Origin of the sequence: Burkholderia sp. BCC1977 (assembly GCF_905339595.1) — a bacterium.
Taxonomy (GTDB): Bacteria; Pseudomonadota; Gammaproteobacteria; order Burkholderiales; family Burkholderiaceae; genus Burkholderia.
Genome location: NZ_CAJPGQ010000005.1, coordinates 54284 through 76846, shown reverse-complemented (window position 1 = coordinate 76846; position 22563 = coordinate 54284). Strand labels below are relative to the sequence as shown.

The 22563-nt window shown below is 67.6% G+C and carries 20 protein-coding genes and 1 pseudogene; 15 read left to right on the top strand and 6 right to left on the bottom strand.

Translation table 11 applies throughout. The features are described 5' to 3' along the window. The first annotated feature begins 87 nt into the window (after positions 1–87). The 4 genes from U5771_RS06425 to U5771_RS06410 all read left to right on the top strand — a co-directional run bounded on the left by U5771_RS06425 (position 88) and on the right by U5771_RS06410 (position 4574). Complete coding sequence (locus U5771_RS06425) at positions 88–990, top strand: SPOR domain-containing protein (protein ID WP_322023208.1); 903 nt, start codon at positions 88–90, stop codon at positions 988–990. Positions 991–1059: 69 nt separating this feature from the next. Continuing rightward, positions 1060–1701, top strand: coding sequence for a thiol:disulfide interchange protein DsbA/DsbL (locus tag U5771_RS06420; RefSeq protein ID WP_322023207.1), 642 nt, complete (start codon positions 1060–1062; stop codon positions 1699–1701). A gap of 19 nt (positions 1702–1720) precedes the next feature. Continuing rightward, positions 1721–2494: an SDR family oxidoreductase gene (locus tag U5771_RS06415; RefSeq protein ID WP_322023206.1), complete on the top strand. Its 774-nt coding sequence runs from the start codon at positions 1721–1723 to the stop codon at positions 2492–2494. A 484-nt stretch (positions 2495–2978) separates the two neighbouring features. Continuing rightward, the gene (locus U5771_RS06410) at positions 2979–4574 is read left to right on the top strand and encodes an ABC transporter substrate-binding protein (protein WP_322023205.1); all 1596 of its coding nucleotides are present in this window, start codon (positions 2979–2981) and stop codon (positions 4572–4574) included. Positions 4575–4721: 147 nt separating this feature from the next. Here the strand turns inward: U5771_RS06410 and U5771_RS06405 are convergent, their stop codons facing one another. Beyond that, the gene (locus U5771_RS06405; RefSeq protein ID WP_322023204.1) at positions 4722–5351 is read right to left on the bottom strand and encodes a hypothetical protein; all 630 of its coding nucleotides are present in this window, start codon (positions 5349–5351) and stop codon (positions 4722–4724) included. A 284-nt stretch (positions 5352–5635) separates the two neighbouring features. Between U5771_RS06405 and U5771_RS06400 the strand changes: the two genes are divergently transcribed. Continuing rightward, complete coding sequence (locus tag U5771_RS06400) at positions 5636–5839, top strand: hypothetical protein (protein ID WP_322023203.1); 204 nt, start codon at positions 5636–5638, stop codon at positions 5837–5839. Between the two features lie 300 nt (positions 5840–6139). Beyond that, positions 6140–6325: pseudogene (locus tag U5771_RS06395) on the top strand (ABC transporter ATP-binding protein); the annotation flags it as partial. 3 nt (positions 6326–6328) lie between these two features. On the opposite strand, the gene U5771_RS06390 reads toward U5771_RS06395, so the two are convergent. The 3 genes from U5771_RS06390 to U5771_RS06380 all read right to left on the bottom strand — a co-directional run bounded on the left by U5771_RS06390 (position 6329) and on the right by U5771_RS06380 (position 9550). Then, positions 6329–6589 (bottom strand): DUF6429 family protein, encoded by a 261-nt coding sequence (locus tag U5771_RS06390; RefSeq protein WP_322023202.1) that lies wholly within the window; start codon positions 6587–6589, stop codon positions 6329–6331. Positions 6590–6612: 23 nt separating this feature from the next. Beyond that, entirely contained in the window at positions 6613–8397 is a 1785-nt protein-coding gene (locus U5771_RS06385) for an SWIM zinc finger family protein (RefSeq protein WP_322023320.1), read from the bottom strand. 76 nt (positions 8398–8473) lie between these two features. Next, positions 8474–9550, bottom strand: a complete 1077-nt coding sequence (locus U5771_RS06380; RefSeq protein WP_322023201.1) for an MBL fold metallo-hydrolase — start codon at positions 9548–9550, stop codon at positions 8474–8476. Positions 9551–9891: 341 nt separating this feature from the next. Here U5771_RS06380 and aceK point away from each other — a divergent pair, with 341 nt between their 5' ends. From aceK to bioB, 9 genes are all read left to right on the top strand, one after another. After that, complete coding sequence (gene aceK, locus U5771_RS06375) at positions 9892–11712, top strand: bifunctional isocitrate dehydrogenase kinase/phosphatase (protein WP_322023200.1); 1821 nt, start codon at positions 9892–9894, stop codon at positions 11710–11712. A 67-nt stretch (positions 11713–11779) separates the two neighbouring features. Next, on the top strand, positions 11780–12547 hold the full coding sequence (gene can / locus U5771_RS06370) for a carbonate dehydratase (protein ID WP_322023199.1): 768 nt from the start codon (positions 11780–11782) through the stop codon (positions 12545–12547). Positions 12548–12792: 245 nt separating this feature from the next. Then, complete coding sequence (locus U5771_RS06365) at positions 12793–13470, top strand: SDR family oxidoreductase (RefSeq protein WP_124615109.1); 678 nt, start codon at positions 12793–12795, stop codon at positions 13468–13470. A gap of 39 nt (positions 13471–13509) precedes the next feature. Next, positions 13510–13947 (top strand): YchJ family protein, encoded by a 438-nt coding sequence (locus U5771_RS06360; protein ID WP_322023198.1) that lies wholly within the window; start codon positions 13510–13512, stop codon positions 13945–13947. 107 nt (positions 13948–14054) lie between these two features. Further along, positions 14055–15329, top strand: coding sequence for a dienelactone hydrolase family protein (locus tag U5771_RS06355; protein WP_322023197.1), 1275 nt, complete (start codon positions 14055–14057; stop codon positions 15327–15329). 578 nt (positions 15330–15907) lie between these two features. Next, on the top strand, positions 15908–17251 hold the full coding sequence (gene bioA / locus U5771_RS06350) for an adenosylmethionine--8-amino-7-oxononanoate transaminase (protein WP_322023196.1): 1344 nt from the start codon (positions 15908–15910) through the stop codon (positions 17249–17251). Further along, on the top strand, positions 17251–18462 hold the full coding sequence (bioF, locus tag U5771_RS06345; protein WP_322023195.1) for an 8-amino-7-oxononanoate synthase: 1212 nt from the start codon (positions 17251–17253) through the stop codon (positions 18460–18462). Before bioA ends, bioF begins: the two co-directional genes overlap by 1 nt. After that, positions 18459–19178, top strand: coding sequence for a dethiobiotin synthase (bioD, locus tag U5771_RS06340; protein ID WP_322023194.1), 720 nt, complete (start codon positions 18459–18461; stop codon positions 19176–19178). Before bioF ends, bioD begins: the two co-directional genes overlap by 4 nt. 36 nt (positions 19179–19214) lie before the next feature. After that, a complete protein-coding gene (gene bioB, locus U5771_RS06335; RefSeq protein ID WP_322023193.1) occupies positions 19215–20234 on the top strand; it encodes a biotin synthase BioB in 1020 nt (339 codons plus the stop codon). A gap of 94 nt (positions 20235–20328) precedes the next feature. Here the strand turns inward: bioB and U5771_RS06330 are convergent, their stop codons facing one another. After that, a complete protein-coding gene (locus U5771_RS06330) occupies positions 20329–21054 on the bottom strand; it encodes a copper homeostasis protein CutC (protein WP_322023192.1) in 726 nt (241 codons plus the stop codon). A gap of 77 nt (positions 21055–21131) precedes the next feature. Beyond that, on the bottom strand, positions 21132–22418 hold the full coding sequence (locus tag U5771_RS06325; RefSeq protein WP_322023191.1) for an EAL domain-containing protein: 1287 nt from the start codon (positions 22416–22418) through the stop codon (positions 21132–21134). Positions 22419–22563 lie beyond the last annotated feature (145 nt).

Here is a 22563-nt window from a genome sequence, read left to right as displayed (position 1 = left end):
CGGGCAGCGAATGGCCGCGGCAGGAGCACCTGCCATCGGATGCCCGCCGCGGCCTTTTCACGATTCTTTTTGCAGGTGACTCAAGCAATGGCACAACCACGCCGAACTTCGAAGCAATCGAAACAAGCCGGAGGGACATTTCTTGGAATCGTGCTGGGCCTGATCGTCGGCCTCGCGATCGCGGTGGTGGTGGCGCTCTACATCACGCGTTCGCCGTCGCCGTTCGTGTCGAAGGTCGCGCCGCCGCCGGCCGACAGCGGCGCGAGCCAGCCGCAGCAGTTCGACCCGAACCGCGCGCTGCAGGGCAAGACGCCCGGCCAGCCGGTGCCGCAGGCCGCGCAGCCCGCGCCGCCCAATACCGCGCCCGGCCAGGCCGCGAACCAGACCCAGGGCGGCCTGCTGCCCGAGCCGCAGATCGTCGAAGTGCCGCCGTCGGGCAACACGAACGGCACGACCGGCACGGCGGGCTCGAGCAACACCACCGCGTCGAACAACACGTCGTCGGGCAACGGCGTCGCCGTCGCGCCGAAGCCGGCCGACAACCCGCCGCCGCCGAAGAAGACGCAACAGGCGCAGCAACAGCAGCAGCAAGGCGGCGAGGACGACCTCGCGCGCTTCGCCGCGCAGAAGCAGGCGCAGCAGGCGGCCGCGCAGAAACAGCAGCAACAGCAACTGGCCGCGAACACGCCGAAGCCGGCGCCGTCCGCGACGTCCGCCGCGGCAGCGAAGCCGCCGACCGCAAGCGACGCGAACACCGGCTACTTCCTGCAGGTCGGCGCGTACAAGACGGAAGGCGACGCCGAGCAGCAGCGCGCGCGCCTGGGCTTCCAGGGCTTCGAGTCGAAGGTGTCGAAGCGCGATGTCAGCGGCGTGACCTATTTCCGCGTGCGCGTCGGCCCGTTCTCGAAATTCGAGGATATGAACTCGGCCCGTCAGCGCTTGTCCGATGCAGGTGTCGACACGGCGGTGATCCGTTTCACGAAGCAGTAAGCAACCGGCCGCGCCCACGCAGAACCCGTTACGTTTCGTAACCCGAGCAACTGATTCGACGTCTACAACATGAAAAAACTGCTTAGCACGCTCCTTCTGTCCCTGGGCCTGGCCGCTGCCGGCTTCGCCCAGGCAACGCCTGCCGCACCGGTGTCCGGCAAGGACTTCGAGGTGATGAAGTCGCCGCAGCCGGTGTCCGCGCCGGCCGGCAAGGTCGAGGTCATCGAGTTCTTCTGGTACGGCTGCCCGCACTGCTACGAATTCGAGCCGACGGTCGAGGCCTGGGTGAAGAAGCAGGGCAACAACATCGACTTCAAGCGCGTGCCGGTCGCATTCCGTGACGATTTCGTCCCGCACTCGAAGCTGTTCTACGCGGTGTCCGCGCTCGGCATCTCGGAGAAGGTCACGCCGGCCATCTTCAACGCGATCCACAAGCAGAAGAACTACCTGCTGACGCCGCAGGCGCAGGCCGACTTCCTGGCGACGCAAGGCGTCGACAAGAAGCAGTTCATGGACGCGTACAACTCGTTCAGCGTGCAGGGCCAGGTGAAGCAGTCGGCCGAGCTGCTGAAGAACTACGCGATCGACGGCGTGCCGACGATCGTCGTCCAGGGCAAGTACAAGACGGGCCCGGCTTACACGAACAGCATCCCGGGCACCGCTCAAGTGCTCGACTACCTCGTGAAGCAGGTTCAGGACAAGAAGCTCTGATCCCCGCCCGCGCGCCGGCATGACTACTCCGCTGAAGGTCTTCATCACCGGCGCGTCGAGCGGCCTCGGCCTCGCGATGGCCGAGGAATACGCCCGCCAGGGCGCCACGCTCGCGCTCGTCGCGCGCCGCACCGAGGCCCTCGATGCGTTCGCGCGACGCTTCCCCAAGCTGTCCGTCTCCGTCTATTCCGCCGACGTTCGCGACGCCGATGCGCTCGCGACGGCCGCCGCGTCGTTCATCGCCGCGCACGGCTGCCCCGACGTCGTGATCGCGAACGCGGGCATCAGCCAGGGCGCCGTCACGGGCCAGGGCGATCTCGCCACGTTCCGCAACGTGATGGACATCAACTACTACGGGATGGTCGCGACGTTCGAGCCGTTCGTCGGCCCGATGACGGCCGCGCGCCACGGCACGCTGGTCGGCGTCGCGAGCGTCGCCGGCGTGCGCGGCCTGCCCGGCTCCGGCGCATACAGCGCGTCCAAATCGGCCGCGATCAAGTATCTCGAGGCGCTGCGCGTCGAGTTGCGCCCGGCCGGCGTCGGCGTCGTGACGATCGCGCCCGGCTACATCCGCACGCCGATGACCGCGCACAACCCGTACCGGATGCCGTTCCTGATGGACGCCGACCGCTTCGCGGCCCGCGCCGCGCGTGCGATCGCGCGGCAGCACGCGTTCCGCGTGATTCCATGGCAGATGGGCGTCGTCGCGAAGCTGCTGCACGTGCTGCCGCGCTGGCTCTACGACCGCCTGTTCGAGAAGGCGCCGCGCAAGCCGAAGGCCGGCGCGCACTGAGTGCATCGGGTGTCCGGCGCGCCGCTCGCGCCGGGCGGTGCGGTTTCGGCGCCGCGGCCCCGTGACGACGCCGCGCGCGCCGCTTCCTCCTGCCGGCCACACGACGCGTCGCACGCCGGTGCGGCGATCCTGCCGATTCCGGCGATCCGGAGGAAGCGCGCCGATTCGCGTTGACCGGCGCGCTCCCCGGCCGCATCTCGGCCGTCTGTTGTTCGCCCGCCTGCCTCGCCTCCTCGCCTCCTCGTTCCTCGCTTCCTCGCTTCCCCGCCCCCCTGCCTCCCTGCCCCGCCTCTGCGCCGCCCCAGCACGCATTTCGTCGCGAACGCAGCCGTTTTTCGCTCAATTCACCGCGTTCCGGCGCCTTTTTTCACGCACCGCGCGCTTTGACGGTATGCTATCCGCCAGCCGCGCCGGCCCCGCCTGTTACCGGGCCGCGCCCGCATTCCGACACCCAGCAAAAATCACAAGTCACGTGGGAGAACCTATGCACGTCAAGCTGTTCGCCGCGGCCGCGCTCGCCGCCGCCCTCGCCGCTCCCGGCCTCGCCGCCGCCAAGCCGCTCACCGTCTGCACGGAAGCGAGCCCGGACGGTTTCGACGTCGTGCAGTTCAACTCGCTCGTCACGACCAACGCATCGGCCGACGTGATCTTCAATACGCTGGTGTCGTACGACGAAGCCGCGAAGAAGGTCGTACCCGCGCTCGCCGACAAATGGGAAGCCAGCAGCGACGGCCTCACGTACACGTTCCACCTGCGCCCGAACGTCGCGTTCCAGACCACCGACTACTTCAAGCCGGGCCGGCCGCTGAACGCGGACGACGTCGTGTTCACGTTCTCGCGGATGCTCGACGACGCGAACCCGTGGCACAAGGTGGCCGGCGCGAGCGGCTTCCCGCACGCGCAGTCGATGGGCCTCGTGAAGCTCGTGAAGTCGGTCACGAAGGTCGACGACAACACGGTGAAGTTCGTGCTGAACGAGCCGAACGCGACGTTCGTGCCGATCCTGACGATGGGCTTCGCGTCGATCTACTCGGCCGAATACGCGGACCAGTTGCTGAAGGCCGGCAAGCAGGCTGACCTGAACGCGAAGCCGATCGGCACCGGCCCGTTCGTGCTGAAGAGCTACACGAAGGACGCGCTGATCCGCTACGACGTGAACCCGGCCTACTGGGGCACGAAGCCGAAGGTCGACCGGCTGATCTACGCGATCACGCCTGACGCTTCGGTGCGCATGCAGAAGGTGAAGGCCGGCGAATGCCAGATCGCGCTGTCGCCGAAGCCGCAGGACGTGCTCGCCGCCAAGGGCGAAAGCGCGCTGAAGGTCGTGCAGACGCCCGCGTTCATGACCGCGTTCGTCGCGCTGAACACGCAGAAGAAGCCGCTCGACAACGACAAGGTGCGCGAGGCGCTGAACCTCGCATTCGATCGCGCGACCTACCTGAAGGTGGTGTTCGACAACACGGCGACGGCCGCGAACAACCCGTATCCGCCGAACACGTGGAGCTACGCGAAGGACGTCGCGCCGTATGCGTACGATCCCGCGAAGGCGAAGCAGCTGCTCGCGTCGGCCGGTTTCCCGAACGGCTTCTCGACGACGATCTGGACGCGTCCGACCGGCAGCGTGCTGAACCCGAACCCGAAGGCCGGCGCGGAACTGCTGCAGGCCGACCTCGCGAAGATCGGCGTGAAGGCCGAGGTGAAGGTGATCGAATGGGGCGAGCTGATCAAGCAGGCGAAGCTCGGCCAGCATGACATGCTGTTCATGGGCTGGGCCGGCGACAACGGCGATCCGGACAACTACCTGTCGCCGCTGTTCAGCTGCAACGCGGTGAAGTCGGGCATCAACTTCGCGCGCTTCTGCGACGCGCAGCTCGACAAGCTGATCGCCGACGGCAAGTCGACCGCCGATCAGGGCAAGCGCGCGAAGCTGTACGAATCGGCGCAGAAGATCATCCACGACCAGGCGCTGTGGATTCCGCTCGGCTACCCGACCGCGGCCGCGCTCACGCGTGCGAACGTGAGCGGGTATCACGTGAGCCCGTTCGGACGGCAGAACTTCGCGGCGGTCGCGGTGCAGTAATTCGGCGCGATAGTCACCGCATCGTTCTGAAATCGAGGCCGGCGTGTTATGCGCCGGTTTTCTTCTTGCGCGCGGCGCAGTACAGGCGACAGTGAATGTAGCGCGAGCGGACTGCCTGCGCCGAAAAACGGCTCGAAAAGTCGGTGATTAGTTCATCTTGGTCAGGAGTGTCCGTGTAATCTCTGCCGCGGCGGCGGCAAAGCCATCTCGGAGCAAAGTTGGCTCACTGAGGAAGGCCGCGTAGGTCGCCACCGGCGTAGCAGAATTGAGCGTTGCCACAAAGTCTGTTGCGCGCCAAAGCACATTGCCGTTCTTGTCGATCAACGACGCAGTAACCGAGAGCATTGGCTTGTAATCGGACGAGAACGGGTTTGGAGTACTGGCGAGCCCATAAAGATTGACCTTGAGGTCAAAATACGCGTCTCCATCGTCTCGAATGAGTCGAGACCATTTCGGATCCGATTCAAGTCCATGGACAAAAGCGGCCCTCACGATGCTGCCGACGTCAATCTGTTGCTGCTTCAGGAAATAACTGATTTGCTGGCCGGGATTACCAGCCTTCACTGATGCCGCAATTGCCGCACCCACGGCACCTCCCATTCCCGCACCCCATGCGTCGGCTCTGCCGGTGAAATAGGGTTCAGACGGAACGCTCACACTTTTCGAGATACTGACGTGTTGAAGGTCGGCACGTTTCGTGGCATCCATCGAAACTGAATTGCATCCGGCAAATAACACTATCGACAGTAGTAGTCCCCACCAGGTCATTTCTCGCATGATCGCATTCCTAATAAAGTATGCGAACGATAGGGGGATGTGTTTTCTCCGTCAACGATGATTGCGGGGTCAATCATCTCAATATAATCTGGCCTGTGTCGAAATCACTTCCTGCGCCAAGCTGCCACCTCGATCACCGACTACTCTTCACCGTCTCACCAGCATCGACGGCGCCCAGCCTCGAACACCTGCTTTCATTCGTAGACCACACCTGATATCTCTGCCTGCTTGCCGATGCGATCGTCGCCGCGTTCGACGCGCCCCACTTCGCACTGTGCGACCAATTGTTCGCAAGTTACGTCACCGGCATACCGATTTCCCCCGGCGCTCGCAAACCTGCAAAGCATCCCGCACTATCGCTACGCAGCTTCGGCTTCGGCTTCGGCTTCGGCTTCGGCTTCGGCTTCGGCTTCGGCTTCGGCTTCGGCTTCGGCTTCGGCTTCGGCTTCGGCTTCGGCCTGAGCATATTCGAACCGCCGCCCGTGTAACACGACGATGCGACGCTCCGCTATAACTCGGTATGCGCGAACGTGGTGCTCAGCCGCTTCGCCACGCGAATACGGTCAACCATCCTGTCAATGGTGCGCGAGCCACGCAAGGGCGCGGCGCGAAACATCACAGGATAGGTCCGGCGCTATCAGCAGAAAATCAAGTTGGCACGCGACGAGCCGTGCAGCATGCCCGCATCACTCGGGTGCATGCATGACGCACGTGATCGCAGCGTTTCTCGATCAGCGGCTCGGCACCACGCCGCGGTAGGCGGTTGAAGGTCGTGCTCGCCCGCACAATTGCTGCTCGACGAGCCGACCAATCACCTCGATCTCGAGTCGGTGCGCGCGATCGAGGCCGCGCTCGCCGACTTCCCCGGCGCGCTCGTGGTCGCGTCGCACGACGCCACGTTTCTCGCGGCGCTCGCAGCGACACACACGATGCCATGGCAGCGCGACGGGTGGCGTGACGAGCCCGTCGCGTGACGATCACGGTCGCTCGTCGTTGCGCGTGACGTCCGATTCGACGAACCGCTGCCTGAAGAGCCACTCCGATTCGCGCAAGCCTTCCTCGGTCAGGTAGACGGATTTCGCCTTGTTGATCGGATCGCCAATCAAACCGCGCTCATGCAACCGATTCAGCACACCCCAATCAAAGCTCTTCCATGCGCGATTGCCATCGTGCAGCGTCAGATACAAGAGTGCGAGAACGGTATCGTCGAGAGCCCGCAGATCGATATTCAACTCCATGCCCCCTCTCCTGTTCAGTTTGATCAAGCGTCGAGCTTCGCGAGCAGCTTGATGAAGTTGCGTTTTGCACGGTAAGTCTTGCGGATCGCTTCCAGTTCCGCATCGAATGCCGCCTGCTGGCGATGCGCGGCCCGCAACGCACGAATGTCGCGCACGACACCGAACGCCTCGTCGTACCGCGCGCCGCCCGCGCCGTGATCGACGGCGAACGGCAGATACCGGTGATAAAGCGCAATCGCGTCCTCCGGATGCGTCTTCGCGCGCGCCGCCGCCACCGTCGGCCAGACATCGACCGCGACCGGCCCGCCGAGAAACGCGTCCCATGCCGCATCGTGACTCCGCTCGGCGAGCAGCAGCTTCACCAGCTCGCTGCGCGGCGACGGTTCCCAGCGCCGGACAGCCGCGGCCGCCCGCCCCGGCGTTTCCCGCTGCCGGGCCAGTGACAGCAGATGCGAAATCGCCCGTTCCCGCACGGCGTCGCGTCGCTTCGTCGCCGTCGCGACCTTCATCAACGCGCGGAATGCATCTGCCGTCGGGTGGTGGGTAAAGCGCTGCCACGCGAGTTCGTCCGCCCGATCGAACGCACGCCGGCGCACGTATTCGTCGATGCAGAAACGTAGCAGACGATCGTCGTGCGAATCCTTCAACTCGCCTCTCCCGCGTTCGGCCCACGCCAGCCCTTCGTCGAAACGGCCATGTTCCGCGCACAATTCCGCGATTTGCGCGAATCGGTACGACGCAGACAAATCCTTCGACCAGATGCGAATCAGCGCATCGACGTCCCCGTCGTGCTTCGCCAGCGATTCCATCGCATGTTCAAGATTCAGCCGCCCGGATTCGTACGAGTGCCGATCGTCGCGCCCCGGTGCCAGCGGAGGCAATGCGGCCCAATGCTGTTCGACCCGTTCCCGATAGCGGCGCAACCCCGCTTCGCCCAGCGGTTCCGCATAGGCCGGCAGCACGTCGCGAAACGTATCCCACTGCCCATCGGCCTGCAGGCGAAACAAACGTTCGGCCAGTTTCACCGGCTCCGGCCGCGTCCGGATGCATGCGTCGAGGTGCACGTCGGCCAGTTCGCCGATGCCGGGCGCCACACTGCCGTCCGAGTCGTCGATCTGTTCGAGGCTCGCTTCGGCATCCGCAATCGCCAGCTCCGCGAGTTCGACCACCTGCGCGGCATGCGGGCCCGCCAACTGGCGACGCAGCAGGTCGGCCACTTCGACGAGGGCCTCTCCATACGTATGCGCTTCATCCCAGCCGAGCGGCCGAGACACGCGCGTCAATTGCCGTACGGCGGCGCGCAGGCTCGCCACGTCGCCAGCATTCGCGGCACGTGCGTCGAACAATAGTCTGTCGCGCAACGATCGGTCGCGCTCGGCCGCCTCGAACAGCCAGTTCCGCAATGCCTCCTCGTCGAGCGTCTCCAGATAGTCGCGAATCAGCTCCGCATGGGTCTTGCGTTTGCGCCGCAGGCGCGCCGGTTCGGGCGCCTCGTCGTGAAAAACCTCCTCGCCGCTGTTTTCGAGCCACGACAATGCAACCGCCACCGCATGCTTGCAGAACGCCCCTTCGTCGCCTACCGGGCAATTGCACACGTAGTCCAACCCGCCATCGTCGCCTACCGCGAACTCGACGTGATAGCGATACGTGCCGCGCACGGTCGCCGACAGCACGCCGCCGCGCTCGGTCAGCCGCGAGACGACGCCGTCGTGGAAATAAGCCTTGCCGCGCGTGAAGGACTGCGGATCGGCCAGCGCCCGGACGCCGGCTAGCGTGATGACGTCGGCGAGGGAAATATTGCGTGACATGGGCCGTGACGGGTATCGAGTTCGAATACCGGAAATTCTACAAAAGCGCCGGATACATGACCGCCGGTGTGCATGGTCAATGCCGCACGAAGCGAATGACGCCGTCCTCACCCTGCTCGCGCACGAGTTCGCCCGCGAGCCACAGCAGGTTCAGGTGGGCCAGCGCCTCGCCGAGCGCGAAGGTCATCTGGTGGATGTCGAGCTCGCGGCGGCGGAACATGATCGGCACGATGTCGGCCGCGCTCGCCGGCTGCTCCGCGCAGGCGACGCGCACCTCGTCGAGCCGCGCGTCGTGGTGCGCGCGCAGTTGCGCGATGCGCGTGCGCACGCCGCGGAACGGCTTGCCGTGCGACGGCAGCACGAGCGTGTCGGACGCCATCGTCTCGTAGCGGCCGAGCGACTCCAGGTACAGCGCGAGCGGATTCGCTTCCGGTTCGAGATCGAACACGGACACGTTGGTCGAGATGCGCGGCAGCACCATGTCGCCGGAAATCAGCACGCCGTCCGCTTCGCTGTGGAGCGCGCAATGTTCAGGCGAATGGCCGTAGCCGGTGACGACGCGCCACGTGCGCGCGCCGATCTTCACCGCGTCGCCCTCGCGCAGGCGCCGGTAGCGCGGCGGCACGGCCGGCACGAGGTCCGAGTAGTAGCTGCGGCGGTTGCGCAGCTTGTCGAGCGCGGCCGGATCGGTCAGCCCGTGGCGCGCGAAGTGATCGGCCGCGGCCGCGCCGCCGGCATTCGAGCCGTTGCCGGCCGCCATCAGGCAGCCGAACAGGTATTCGCCGAGCGTCATCCACAGCCGCACGTTCCAGCGCCCCCGGTCGCCGCCTTCGCAGATCCAGTTCGCCAGCCCGAAGTGATCGGGATGGCAGTGCGTGACGAGCACGCGCAGCACCGGCAACCCGTCGAGATGCGTGTCGAAGATCTGTTCCCAGTGCGTACGGATCGCGTCCGACGAGATCCCGCAGTCGACGATCGTCCAGCCGGCCTGTCCGTCGATCTCGTCGCGCAGCAGCCAGAGATTGATGTGATCGAGCGAAAACGGCAGCGGCATGCGCAGCCAGCGCACGCCGGGCGCGACCTCGAACGTGTCGCCCGCGGCGGGCAGCGTGTCGGCGAAGGGATAGTCGAGTTGGTGTTCCAGTGCGTTCATCGGTGGGGTGTCTCGTCGTTATCAGTGCGAATGCGGGTACGAATGCGGAGGGGCGAATGCGAGTGCAAGCGCGCGGGCGGCAGGCCGCGGCGGGCATCGCGTCGATTCTATCGCCGTCGCGCGAAACGCGTGCCCGGCGGGCGCCGGCCGGTCAAAAAAAGTTCGTGCCAGAATCGGTTCCGTACCCGTATCTTTACGCGAAGATGCACCGAACGGTATGCAACGGCGAGCAACCCGCCCATTGACGGCGCTTGGCGCCGGCCCCCGAAAGTCATTGAAACGCCGACTTGGGCGCTAAAATGGCGAGTGCTTACAGCCCCTCTCGAACGAGCCTGCACGCGATGAATCACTTCCCCAAACTGCTGTCGTCGCAGATCGGTTTCGACGTCGCGCAAACGATGCTCGAATACTTCGACCGCCACTACCGGATCTTCCGGGAAGCCGCCGTCGAGGCGAAGACGCTATACGAGCGCACCGACTGGCACGGCCTGCAGCGGCTGGCGCGCGAGCGGATCACATCGTACGACGAGCGCGTGCAGGAATGCGTCGAGGTGCTGGAGGACGAATACGACGCGGAGAACATCGACGACGAGGTGTGGCAGCAGATCAAGCTGCACTACATCGGCCTGCTCACGTCGCACCGCCAGCCGGAGTGCGCGGAAACGTTCTTCAATTCGGTGTGCTGCAAGATCCTGCACCGCTCGTATTTCAGCAACGATTTCATCTTCGTGCGGCCCGCGATCTCGACCGAATATCTCGAGAACGACGAGCCGGCCGCGAAGCCGACCTATCGCGCGTACTACCCCGGCACCGACGGGCTCGCGGCCACGCTCGAGCGCATCGTCACGAACTTCCAGCTCGAGCCGCCGTTCGAGGATCTCACGCGCGACATCGGCTGCGTGATGCAGGCGATCTCCGACGAATTCGGCCAGTTCGACGCCGCGCCGAATTTCCAGATCCACGTGCTGTCGTCGCTGTTCTTCCGCAACAAGAGCGCGTACATCATCGGCCGCATCATCAACGCCGATCGCGTGCTGCCGTTCGCGGTGCCGATCCGCCACGTGCGCCCGGGCCTGCTCGCGCTCGACACCGTGCTGCTGCGGCGCGACCTGCTGCAGATCATCTTCAGCTTCTCGCACTCGTATTTCCTGGTCGACATGGGCGTGCCGTCCGCCTACGTGGATTTTCTCTGCACGATCATGCCGGGCAAGCCGAAGGCCGAGATCTACACGTCGGTCGGCCTGCAGAAGCAGGGCAAGAACCTGTTCTACCGCGACCTGCTGCACCACCTGTCGCATTCGAGCGACCGCTTCATCATCGCGCCCGGGATCAAGGGCCTCGTGATGCTCGTGTTCACGCTGCCGTCGTTCCCGTACGTGTTCAAGATCATCAAGGATCAGTTCCCGCCGCCGAAGGAAACGACGCGCGCGCAGATCATGGAGAAGTACCAGCTCGTGAAGCGCCACGACCGTCTCGGGCGGATGGCCGACACGCTCGAGTATTCGAGCGTCGCGCTGCCGATCTCGCGGCTCGACCATGCGCTCGTGCGCGAGCTGGAGAAGGAAGTGCCGTCGCTGCTCGAATACGAGGACGGCAACCTCGTGATCAAGCACCTGTACATCGAGCGCCGCATGACGCCGCTCAACCTGTACCTGCAGAACGGCACCGACGCGGACATCGAGCACGGCGTGAAGGAATACGGCAACGCGGTGAAGGAGTTGATGAAGGCCAACATCTTCCCGGGCGACATGCTGTACAAGAACTTCGGCGTCACGCGTCACGGCCGCGTCGTGTTCTACGACTACGACGAGATCGAGTACCTGACCGACTGCAACGTGCGGCGCGTGCCGCCGCCGCGCAACGAGGAAGACGAACTGTCCGGCGAACCGTGGTATACCGTCGGCCCGCACGACATCTTTCCGGAAACCTACGGACCGTTCCTGCTCGGCGACCCGCGCGTGCGGACGGTCTTCATGAAGCATCACGCCGACTTTTTCGAACCCGCGCTGTGGCAGGCCAGCAAGGACAAGCTGCTGCAGGGCGAGTTGCCCGATTTTTACCCGTACGACATGGCGCTGCGCTTCAGCGTGCGCTACCCCGCGCGCTTCGACGCGACGCCGGACGCCGGTGACGGCGCAGGCGACGCGCAGCGCGCCGCCTGACGCACGACCGAATCAAGTCGAATCGAACCCGTTATCGACCCGATTTCCGCCAACGGAATCCACACCGATGAATATCCAAGACAATCCGCTTTCACACCTGTTCGACAACAACGACGCCTGGGTCAAGCGCCAGCTCGCCGACGATCCCGATTTCTTCGCGCGTCTCGCCGACCAGCAGGCGCCGGAATATCTGTGGATCGGCTGCTCGGATTCGCGCGTGCCCGCGAACCAGATCATCGGCCTGCCGCCGGGCGAAGTGTTCGTGCACCGCAACATCGCGAACGTCGTCGTGCACAGCGACCTGAACTGCCTGTCGGTGATCCAGTTCGCGGTCGACATCCTGCGCGTGAAGCACATCATGGTCGTCGGCCACTACGGCTGCTCGGGCGTGAACGCGGCGCTGCACAACCGCCGCGTCGGCCTTGCGGACAACTGGCTGCATCACGTGCAGGACGTGCGCGAACGCCACGCGTCGCTGCTCGACGAATGGCCGGTCGGCGAAGCGCGCTATCGCCGCCTGATCGAGCTGAACTCGATCGAGCAGGTCGTCAACGTGTGCCGCACGACGATCGTCAACGACGCATGGGCACGCGGCCAGTCGCTCACCGTGCACGGCCTCGTGTACGGCGTGCACGACGGGCGGATGCGCAACCTCGGGATGGCCGTGTCGAGCTTCGACGCGCTGGATGCGACCTACAAGCGCTGCGTCGCGGCGCTGACCGCGCGCGGCCAGCACGCGCCCGACAACGACATGGTCGCGGCGGATGCCGCGCAGCTCGACGACGTCGCGCAGGCGGTCGCCGACACGCTGAAGCCGTGCGGCGACGCGAAGTAACCGACGACCCGACGAACCGACGAACCCACCCGCGCGGACGCGGCACGCAAGCGCCCCGCCGCGCGTCATCCGGCCGAAGGCGCATCATGATGCCGAGGCGCGCTCGCCGGCATCCCGTCGCCCGACGGGTGCGCGGCGCGCATGCGGCAGCCGGAGCAACGGCGGTCACGCGGCCGCGACGGCCGTCGAACTGATCTGATACCGACACTGCCGCGACGGCGGTGCAACGCAAAGGAGCGGCGAACATGAAAACCGTACTGATCGTCGGCGCATCGCGCGGCCTCGGACGCGAATTCGTCCGGCAATACCGGCGCGACGGCTGGAACGTGATCGCGACCGCGCGCGACGATGCCTCGCTCGCCGCGCTGCGCGAACTCGGCGCGCACGCGCATGCGCTCGACATCGCGCAACCCGAACAGATCGCGGCGCTCGGCTGGAAGCTCGACGGCGAACGGCTCGACGCCGCGGTGCTCGTGTCGGGCGTATACGGGCCGCGCACCGAAGGGGTCGAAACGATCGACGCCGAGGATTTCGACGCGGTGATGCATACGAACGTGCGCGGGCCGATGCAGCTGCTGCCGATCCTGCTGCCGCTCGTCGAGGACGCGCGCGGCGTGCTGGCCGTCGTGTCGAGCCGGATGGGCAGCATCGCCGAGGCGACCGGCACGACCGGCTGGCTGTACCGCGCGAGCAAGGCCGCGCTGAACGACGTGCTGCGCATCGCGTCGCTGCAGACGCGCCACGCCGCGTGCATCTCGCTCCATCCCGGCTGGGTGCGCACTGACATGGGCGGCGCGCAGGCCGCGATCGATCCGGAAACCAGCGTGACCGGCATGCGCCGCGTGATCGCCGAAGCCGGCGCGGACGTGTCGCAGGCCAACGGCCGTTTCTTCCAGTACGACGGCGTCGAGCTCAGTTGGTGAGCCGGCATCACAACCCGGCGTCGTTAATTCACGATTCGCATGATTTTGAACCGACCTGACGCGTGCCCGTGCGGCGGCGCGTCCCCCGTCCCTGCCGGCAAAGCCCCGGCGCCACGCTATGCGGCCTGCTGCGGCCGCTTCATCGACGGCGGCGAAGCCGCGCCGACCGCGCTCGAGTTGATGCGCTCGCGGTACAGCGCGTACGTGCTCGGCGCGACCGACTACCTGCGCGCGACCTGGGACGCGCGCACCTGCCCGGCCGATCTCGATGCGGACCCGAATGCGCCCGACGCGCCGCGCTGGCTCGGCCTCGCGATCAAACGCCATGCGCCGCTCGACGAACACCGCGCGGAGGTCGAATTCGTGGCCCGCTACAAGGTCGGCGGGCGCGCGTACCGGCTCCACGAGACGAGTCGTTTCACACGCGACGAGCACGGTTTCTGGCGCTATGTCGACGGCGAAGTAAGTGAACGCTGACAAATAGTTGCCGTGTCAGACGCCGGGTAATTCCCGCATTGCACAACCTGAATTTGTCGGGCTACGATGGCCGTCAGATTGGTCATGTTGCATGGCAGGGCTTACGAATGGCGTTCAGCAAGGTATTGGTGGGATGGATGGCGGCCTGTGCGCTGTCGGCCGCTCAGGCCGGTACGCTGCCGAGCGCAAATGCCGGCGCGGCCACGGCCAGCGGCTCGCTCGCCCATGCCGAGCGCTTCGATTACGGCGATTCGGGCCTCCCGCAGGTCGCCGCGAACCTCAACGAACAAATCATCAGCATTCCGGCCGATGCCTCGGGCGCCGTGATGCTCGAGGCCACGCTGTTCAAGCCGAACGGCCCCGGCCCGTTCCCGCTCGTCGTCTTCAACCACGGCAAGAACACCGGCGATCTTCATCAGCAGCCGCGCAGCCGGCCGCTCGCGTTCGCGCGCGAATTCGTGCGCCGCGGCTATGCGGTGATCGCGCCGAACCGCCAGGGCTTCGCCGGGTCGGGCGGCACGTACCTGCAGGAAGGCTGCAACGTCGGCAAGAACGGCCTCGCGCAGGCCGCCGACGTCGACGCGACGGTTCGCTACATGTCGCGTCAGTCGTACATCGACGCGTCGCGCATCGTCGTCGCGGGCACGTCGCACGGCGGCCTCGTGTCGGTCGCGTACGGCACCGAGGCGGCGCCCGGCGTGCGCGGCATCATCAACTTCTCCGGCGGGCTGCGCCAGGACCTCTGCGACGGCTGGCAGCGCAATCTCGTCGACGCGTTCGACCAGTACGGCGCGCATACGGCCGTGCGGTCGCTGTGGCTGTACGGCGACAACGATTCGGTGTGGACGCCCGCGCTCGTCGCGCAGATGCACGACGCATACGTGTCGCACGGCACGCGCGCGCAGTTCATCGATTTCGGCCGCTACAAGGACGACGCGCACCGGCTGATCGTCGACCGCGACGGCGTGCCCGTGTGGTGGCCGGCCGTGCATGCGTTCCTCGCGGAACTGAACCTGCCGACCTCGGTGCGCTACGCGGTCGCCAACCCGCACGAACCGAATGCGACCGGCTATGCGTCGATCGATGCGGTCGAGGCGGTGCCGTTCCTCGACGAAGCCGGCCGCGAAGGCTATCGCCGCTTCCTGAGCCAGCATCCGAGCCGCGCGTTCGCGGTGTCCGCGGAAGGCGCATGGTCGTGGGCCGAAGGCGGCGACGATCCGATGGCGCTCGCGCTCGACAACTGCGCGAAGCAGGGTACGGGCGCATGCCGGCTGTATGCGGTCAACGATCGCGTCGTGTGGAACGCGAACAGGACGCAAACGGCCGCCAACGGCGACGCCGGCACGCACGACGCCGACACGCGCGCACTGGCTTCGCGCTGACGCGCGAGTCGCGACACGCGTCAGGGGCGGGTTCTTCCCGCGCCCCTTTTTCCCCTCCTCCGTTTCGTGAATGCTCGCGCGGCCCGCAACGGCGTTCGCACGCCCGTTCCCGCGCTCACGTGAGCCATCAAGAGTGCCCCGCCCGCAATGCCCTCCGGTGTCGTTTTCCGGCCTTTCATGAACCCCGGCCGCGCCTGACTCCACACACCGTTCGCCCGCCGCCGCGCGTATGGCATCGCGCTTCGCGCCCCTTTTCGCGCCCCCGTTCGCGCCCCCGTTCTCGCCCCTTTTCTCTTGCCGCCCCGATTTTTCGCCCTCCCGCGTCCGCCTGCCCGACGATTTTTTTCTGTCGGGGGGTGTCACTCGAACGTCGTCATCTGCGGTCATTTCGGGGCATCTGGCGCGTACCGTCCCGAGCCCCTCGGATCTGCGGCGAACTCCCGTCCGACAAGGCTGTGCGGCGTTTGTAACCGGTAGTGCAACGCGCGGCGGAACACGCTAATCTCAGCGCGTTTTCCGTCCGTCGCCGCGCGGCATCCCGTTCGATGCCCGCCGCCGTTTTACCCCCCGGAGTCGCCTTGAGTACGCCAGCCACCGATGACTGGGTCGCGCGCAGCCTGCGCGCGGTCTGGCATCCCTGCACCCAGATGAAGCACCACGAGCGCCTGCCGCTCATTCCCGTCGCGCGCGGCGCGGGCCTGTGGCTGTACGACCGCGACGGCCGCCGCTACTTCGACGCGATCAGCTCGTGGTGGGTGAACCTGTTCGGCCATGCGAACCCGGACATCAACGCGGCGCTGAAGGACCAGCTCGACACGCTCGAACACGCGATGCTCGCCGGCTGCACGCACGAGCCGGCGATCGAGCTCGCCGAGCGGCTGCACGCGCTCACCGCGCGCACGCTCGGCCATGCGTTCTTCGCGTCGGACGGCGCGTCGGCGGTCGAGATCGCGCTGAAGATGAGCTTCCACGCGTGGCGCAACCGCGGCCGCGCGGACAAGCGCGAATTCGTGTGCGTCGCGAACAGCTATCACGGCGAGACCATCGGCGCGCTCGGCGTGACCGACGTCGCGCTGTTCAAGGATGCGTACGACCCGCTGATCCGCAACGCGCACGTGGTCGCGTCGCCGGATGCGCGCGGCGCGCTGCCGGGCGAGACGGCCGCCGACGTCGCGGGCCGCGCGCTCGACGACGTGCGGCGCCTGTTCGCCGAACGCGCCGACCGGATCGCCGCGCTGATCGTCGAGCCGCTCGTGCAATGCGCGGCCGGCATGGCGATGCACGATCCGTCGTACGTGCGCGGGCTGCGTGCGCTGTGCGACGAATTCGGCGTGCACCTGATCGCCGACGAGATCGCGGTCGGCTGCGGCCGCACCGGCACCTTCTTCGCGTGCGAGCAGGCCGGTGTCTGGCCCGATTTCCTGTGCCTGTCGAAGGGCATCAGCGGCGGCTACCTGCCGCTGTCGCTCGTGCTCACGCGCGACGACGTGTTCGCGGCGTTCTACGACGACGACACGACGCGCGGCTTCCTGCATTCGCATTCGTACACCGGCAACCCGCTCGCGTGCCGCGCGGCGGTCGCCACGCTCGACCTGTTCGCGCGCGACGACGTGCTCGCCGGCAACGCGCGCAAGTCGGCCGCGATGCGCGCCGCGCTCGCGCCGCTCGACGCGCACCCGCAGGTGCGTCACCTGCGCGAACGCGGCACGCTGTTCGCGTTCGACGTCGCGCTCGACGGCGATGCGGCACGCGGCTTCTCGCGGCGCTTCTTCGAGCGCGCGCTCGAACGCGAACTGCTGCTGCGCCCGATCGGCACGACCGTGTACCTGATGCCGCCGTACGTGATGAGCGACGACGACATCGCGTGGCTCGCGCAACGCACGCGCGACACGCTCGACGCGACGCTCGCGGAGGCTGCGTGATGAAACAACCTGCGCGGGACACCACCACGCCGCTGCTCGACACGCTGCAGCGCGGCCTCGCCGAACTCGATGCGCAGGGCCTGCGCCGCGTGCGCCGCACCGCCGACACCGCGTGCGACGCGCACATGCGCGTCGACGGCCGCGACATCGTCGGCTTCGCGAGCAACGACTACCTCGGCCTCGCCGCGCATCCGGCGCTCGTCGCCGCGTTCGCGGAAGGCGCGCAGCGCTACGGCTCCGGCAGCGGCGGCTCGCATCTGCTCGGCGGCCATTCGCGTGCGCACGCGACGCTCGAGGACGAACTCGCCGGCTTCGCGGGCGGCTTCTCCGACGCGCCGCGCGCGCTGTACTTCAGCACCGGCTACATGGCGAACCTCGCCGCGATGACGGCGCTGGCGGCCAAGCACGCGACGATCTTCTCCGACGCGCTGAACCACGCGTCGCTGATCGACGGGATCCGGCTGTCGCGCGCGTCCGTGCAGGTCTATCCGCATGCGGACATGGCCGCGCTCGCCGCGCTGCTCGATGCGTCGGAGGCCGAAACGAAACTGATCGTGAGCGACACCGTGTTCAGCATGGATGGCGACCTCGCGCCGCTCGCCGAACTCGTCGCGCTGGCCGAACGCCACGGCGCGTGGCTCGTCGTCGACGACGCGCACGGCTTCGGCGTGCTCGGCCCGCAGGGCCGCGGCGCGCTCGCGGCCGCCGCGCTGCGCTCGCCGAACCTCGTGTACGTCGGCACGCTCGGCAAGGCCGCCGGCGTCGCGGGCGCGTTCGTCATCGCGCACGAGACCGTGATCGAATGGATGATCCAGCGCGCGCGCAGCTACATCTTCACGACGGCCGCGCCGCCCGCCGTCGCGCATGCGGTATCGGCGAGCCTGAAGGTGATCGCCGGCGACGAAGGCGATGCGCGACGCGCGCACCTCGGCGCGCTGATCGAGCGCACGCGCGCGCTGCTGCGCGCGACGCGCTGGCAGCCGGTCGATTCGCACACGGCCGTGCAGCCGCTCGTGATCGGCAGCAACGACGCGACGCTCGCGGCGATGCGCTCGCTCGACGCGCACGGCCTGTGGGTGCCCGCGATCCGGCCGCCGACGGTGCCGGCCGGCACGTCGCGGCTGCGCATCTCGCTGTCGGCCGCGCATTCGTTCGACGATCTCGCACGGCTCGAAGCCGCACTGATCGAAGCCAGCGAGGAAGCAGCATGACGGCCCCCCTTTCCCTTTTCGTCACCGGCACCGACACCGAGATCGGCAAGACCTTCGTGTCGGCCGCCATGCTGCACGGCTTCGCGCGGCACGGCCTGCGCGCGGCCGCGCTGAAGCCCGTCGCGGCCGGTGCGTATGAACGCGACGGCGTCTGGCGCAACGAGGACGCCGACCAGCTCGACGCGGCCGCGAACGTCGTGCTGCCGCCCGAGCTGCGCACGCCGTTCCTGCTGAAGGCGCCGGCCGCGCCGCACATCGTCGCCGCGCAGGAAGGCGTGACGATCGACCTCGACACGATCGTCGCGAGCCACCGCGAAGCGCTGACGCGCGCGGACGTCGTCGTGGTCGAAGGCGTCGGCGGCTTCCGCGTGCCGCTGAACGACACGCAGGACACGGCCGATCTCGCGGTCGCGCTCGGCCTGCCCGTCGTGCTCGTGGTCGGCATGCGGCTCGGCTGCATCAGCCACGCGCTGCTCACTGCCGACGCGATTCGCCAGCGCGGCCTCACGCTTGCCGGCTGGGTCGCGAACCACGTCGACCCGGCCATGTCGTACGCCGACGAGAACGTCGCGACGATCCGCGACTGGCTCGCGCGCGAGCATCGCGCGCCGCTCCTTGGCCGTATCGCGCACCTGTGCCCGGCCGCCCCCGAATCCGCCGCGGCGATGCTCGACATCGCCGCGCTCGTCGACACGCTGCGCCACGCGCGGCATTGACGCCCCGATCCCCGCATTCACGACAGGAAAACCACCATGACCCAAGCCCAGACCGCCGCCGTGCAACCCGACGCGATCCCCGTGGCCGCTCCGGCGCCGCAGCGCTGGCGCGTCGCCGACGTCGTCGCGCTGTTCGAGCTGCCGTTCAACGACCTGATGTTCCGCGCGCAGCAGGTGCATCGCGAGCACTTCGACGCGAACGCGGTGCAGCTGTCGACGCTGCTGTCGATCAAGACGGGCGGCTGCGAGGAGGATTGCGGCTACTGCTCGCAATCGTCGCACCACGAAACGGGCCTGAAGGCCGAGAAGCTGATGGACGTCGACACGGTGCTCGACGCCGCGCGCGCGGCCAAGGCGAGCGGCGCGAGCCGCTTCTGCATGGGCGCCGCATGGCGCAACCCGAAGGAGCGCCACATGCCGGCGCTGACCGAGATGGTGCGCGGCGTGAAGGAACTGGGCCTCGAGACCTGCATGACGCTCGGCATGCTGGAAAACGAGCAGGCACGGCAGCTTGCCGACGCGGGCCTCGACTACTACAACCACAATCTCGACACGTCGCCGGAGTTCTACGGCCAGGTGATCTCGACGCGCACGTACCAGGATCGTCTCGACACGCTCGACCACGTGCGCGACGCGGGCATCAACGTGTGCTGCGGCGGCATCATCGGGATGGGCGAATCGCGCCGCGAACGCGCGGGCCTGATCTCGCAGCTCGCGAACCTGAACCCGTATCCGGAGTCGGTGCCGATCAACAACCTCGTCGCGATCGAAGGCACGCCGCTCGAAGGCACCGCGCCGCTCGACCCGTTCGAGTTCGTGCGCACGATCGCGGTCGCGCGCATCACGATGCCGAAGGCCGTCGTGCGCCTGTCGGCCGGCCGCGAGCAGCTCGACGACGCGATGCAGGCGATGTGCTTCCTCGCGGGCGCGAACTCGATGTTCTACGGCGACCAGCTGCTGACCACGAGCAACCCGCAGACGCAGCGCGACCGCGCGCTGTTCGAGCGCCTCGGCATCCGCGCGAGCCAGGCCGACGCGCTGGCGGAGAACGCGTAAACGGCAACGTCGCGCGACGCGGGCACATGAAAAAGCCGGGGCATGCCTCGGCTTTTTTTCACCCGATCGCCGCCGTGCGGCTTCAGCGTGCGCGTCACACGTGCGCCGCCGCGCCGTCGAGCGCCGCGCGCACGCGCTCAACGCGCTGTTCGTCGACCGGTGCCAGCACCTCGCCGCGCGGCCGCACACCCGAGCCGAAATGCACCGCGCGCACGCCGGTGGCGCGGACGAAATCGCCGACCGCGTCGATCGTGAGGCCGGAGCCGGCCAGCACCGTGCAGGTCGAGCCTGCCGCCTGCCGCACCAGCCGCGTGATCGTCGCGACCGCGTCGAGCACCGCCGGATGGCCGCCCGAGGTCAGCACCGACGTGACGGCCGGCACGCGCAGCAGCGTGTCGAACGCGGCATTGAGGTCGCGCGACACGTCGAACGCGCGATGGAACGTCAGGTCGCGTCCGTCCGCGGCCGCCGCGACGCGCTCGAGCGCATCGAGGTCGACGTCGCCGCGCGCATCGAGCGCGCCGAACACGATGCCGTTCGCACCGGCCGCGACGGCCGCGCGCACGTCGCGTTCGATCACGCGCAGGTCGTCGGCGTCGTAGACGAACGCGCGGCTGTGCGGCCGCACGATCACGTTGACGGGAATCGCCACGGCGGCCACGACGGCCTCGATCAGGCCGACGCTCGGCGTGAGCCCGCCTTCGCTGATCGCGGTCACGAGTTCGAGCCGGTCGGCGCCCGCGCGGGCGGCGGCCTTCGCATCGCCGACGGTGGTGGCGATCACTTCGAGGAGGACGGAGGAAGCGGCGGTTCGGTTCATCGGCGGCTCGCGAATCGTCAGGACAATTCGCGCATCCTAGCCGAGCGGCGTGAACCGCGCCAGCATGCCGGCCGGCGCTAGGCGCCGTCGGCCGCGTCGTCGTGCCAGTCGATATCGCCGCACAGCACGTGCTGCGCATCGCCGATCCGCACCGCCACCGACAGCGTCACGCACGGCTGCGCCTCGTTGATCGACAGGTACGGGCGCGTCACCTGCACGCGTCCGGGCTCGGCGATCGCCGTGCGGAAATACGGCCGGCGCAGCCAGTTCGCGCCCTGCGCATCCGACAGCGGCGAGAAGCGCGCCTCGGCGAGCGCGCGGTCCGCGCGCAACACGACGTTGCGGCCGGCCTGCCGGCCCCGCGCGTCGAGCAGGAAGCAGCGCGCGGCGTCGTCGAGCGCGAGGAAGTTCCAGCACACCTCGTCGAGCGGCTCGCCGGCCGCCACCCGCTCGGCCGCGCGCTCGAACGCGCGCAGGTACGGCGCGAGCCGCTGCGCGTCGCGCCGCTCGCGCGCTTCGGTCTGCTGACGAAACCGCTCGGTCAGCTCGCCGATGCAGCCGGTCGCCGTCGCACTGTCGGGCAGCCCGGGCGCCGGACGGCCGAAGTAATAGCCCTGCACGAAATCGGCCTCGCACGACAGCGCGATCTGCGCGTCGTGCTCGGTCTCGATCCCCTCGACGAGCACGAGCTTGCCGGCCTCGTGCAGCAGCGTGACGAGCCCGTGCAGGATCGCGGTGAGCCCCGTGCGGTGCGCCGCGTGGGACAGCATGATCCGGTCGAGCTTCACGATGTCCGGGTTCAGTTGCCAGATCCGCTCGAGGTTCGAGTGACCGGCGCCGAAATCGTCGAGCGCGATCAGGAAGCCCTGCGCGCGGAATTCGCGCACGGCGTCGGCGAGCCGCTCGATGTCTTCGGCGCGCTGTTCGAGCACTTCGAGTACGACGCGGCGCGGCGGCATGCCGATCCGCTTCAGGTTCGCGAGCAGCGCGGCGGCCTGGAACGGATCGGTCAGCACGCCCGGATGCACATTGAGGAACAGCCACTCGCGCTCGGCGCCGAGCAGCGTGAAGTTCTCGAGATGCAGCGCCTGCGCGAGCCGGTCGAGCTGCAGCAGCTCGCCCTGGCGCGCGGCCTCGCCGAACACGTCGAGCGGCGACACCGCGCGGTCGAGCGCGTCATGCGCGCGCAACAGCGCCTCGTAGCCCACCGCACGCTGGTGCGACAGGCTGAAGATCGGCTGGAACACGGTCGTGAGCGTCAGGTCGCGATGCTGCGTCGCCAGGCGTTCGAGGCCGGAGCTCATCTCCCGCTCGAAACGATACGGCGATGCGGTGGCCGGACGCTCCTGTTGCGCGATCGTCATGGCGTCCTCCTGGGGATGCGGCCGAACGCGGCGGGTGAACGGGACGGCGTGCGCATTGTCATGGTTGGAATCCTCGGTTGTCCGGCCGATGCCGGACGGTACGCAAGCATCAAGCAAGCTCCGTGCAAGCGCTGAACACGCGCGC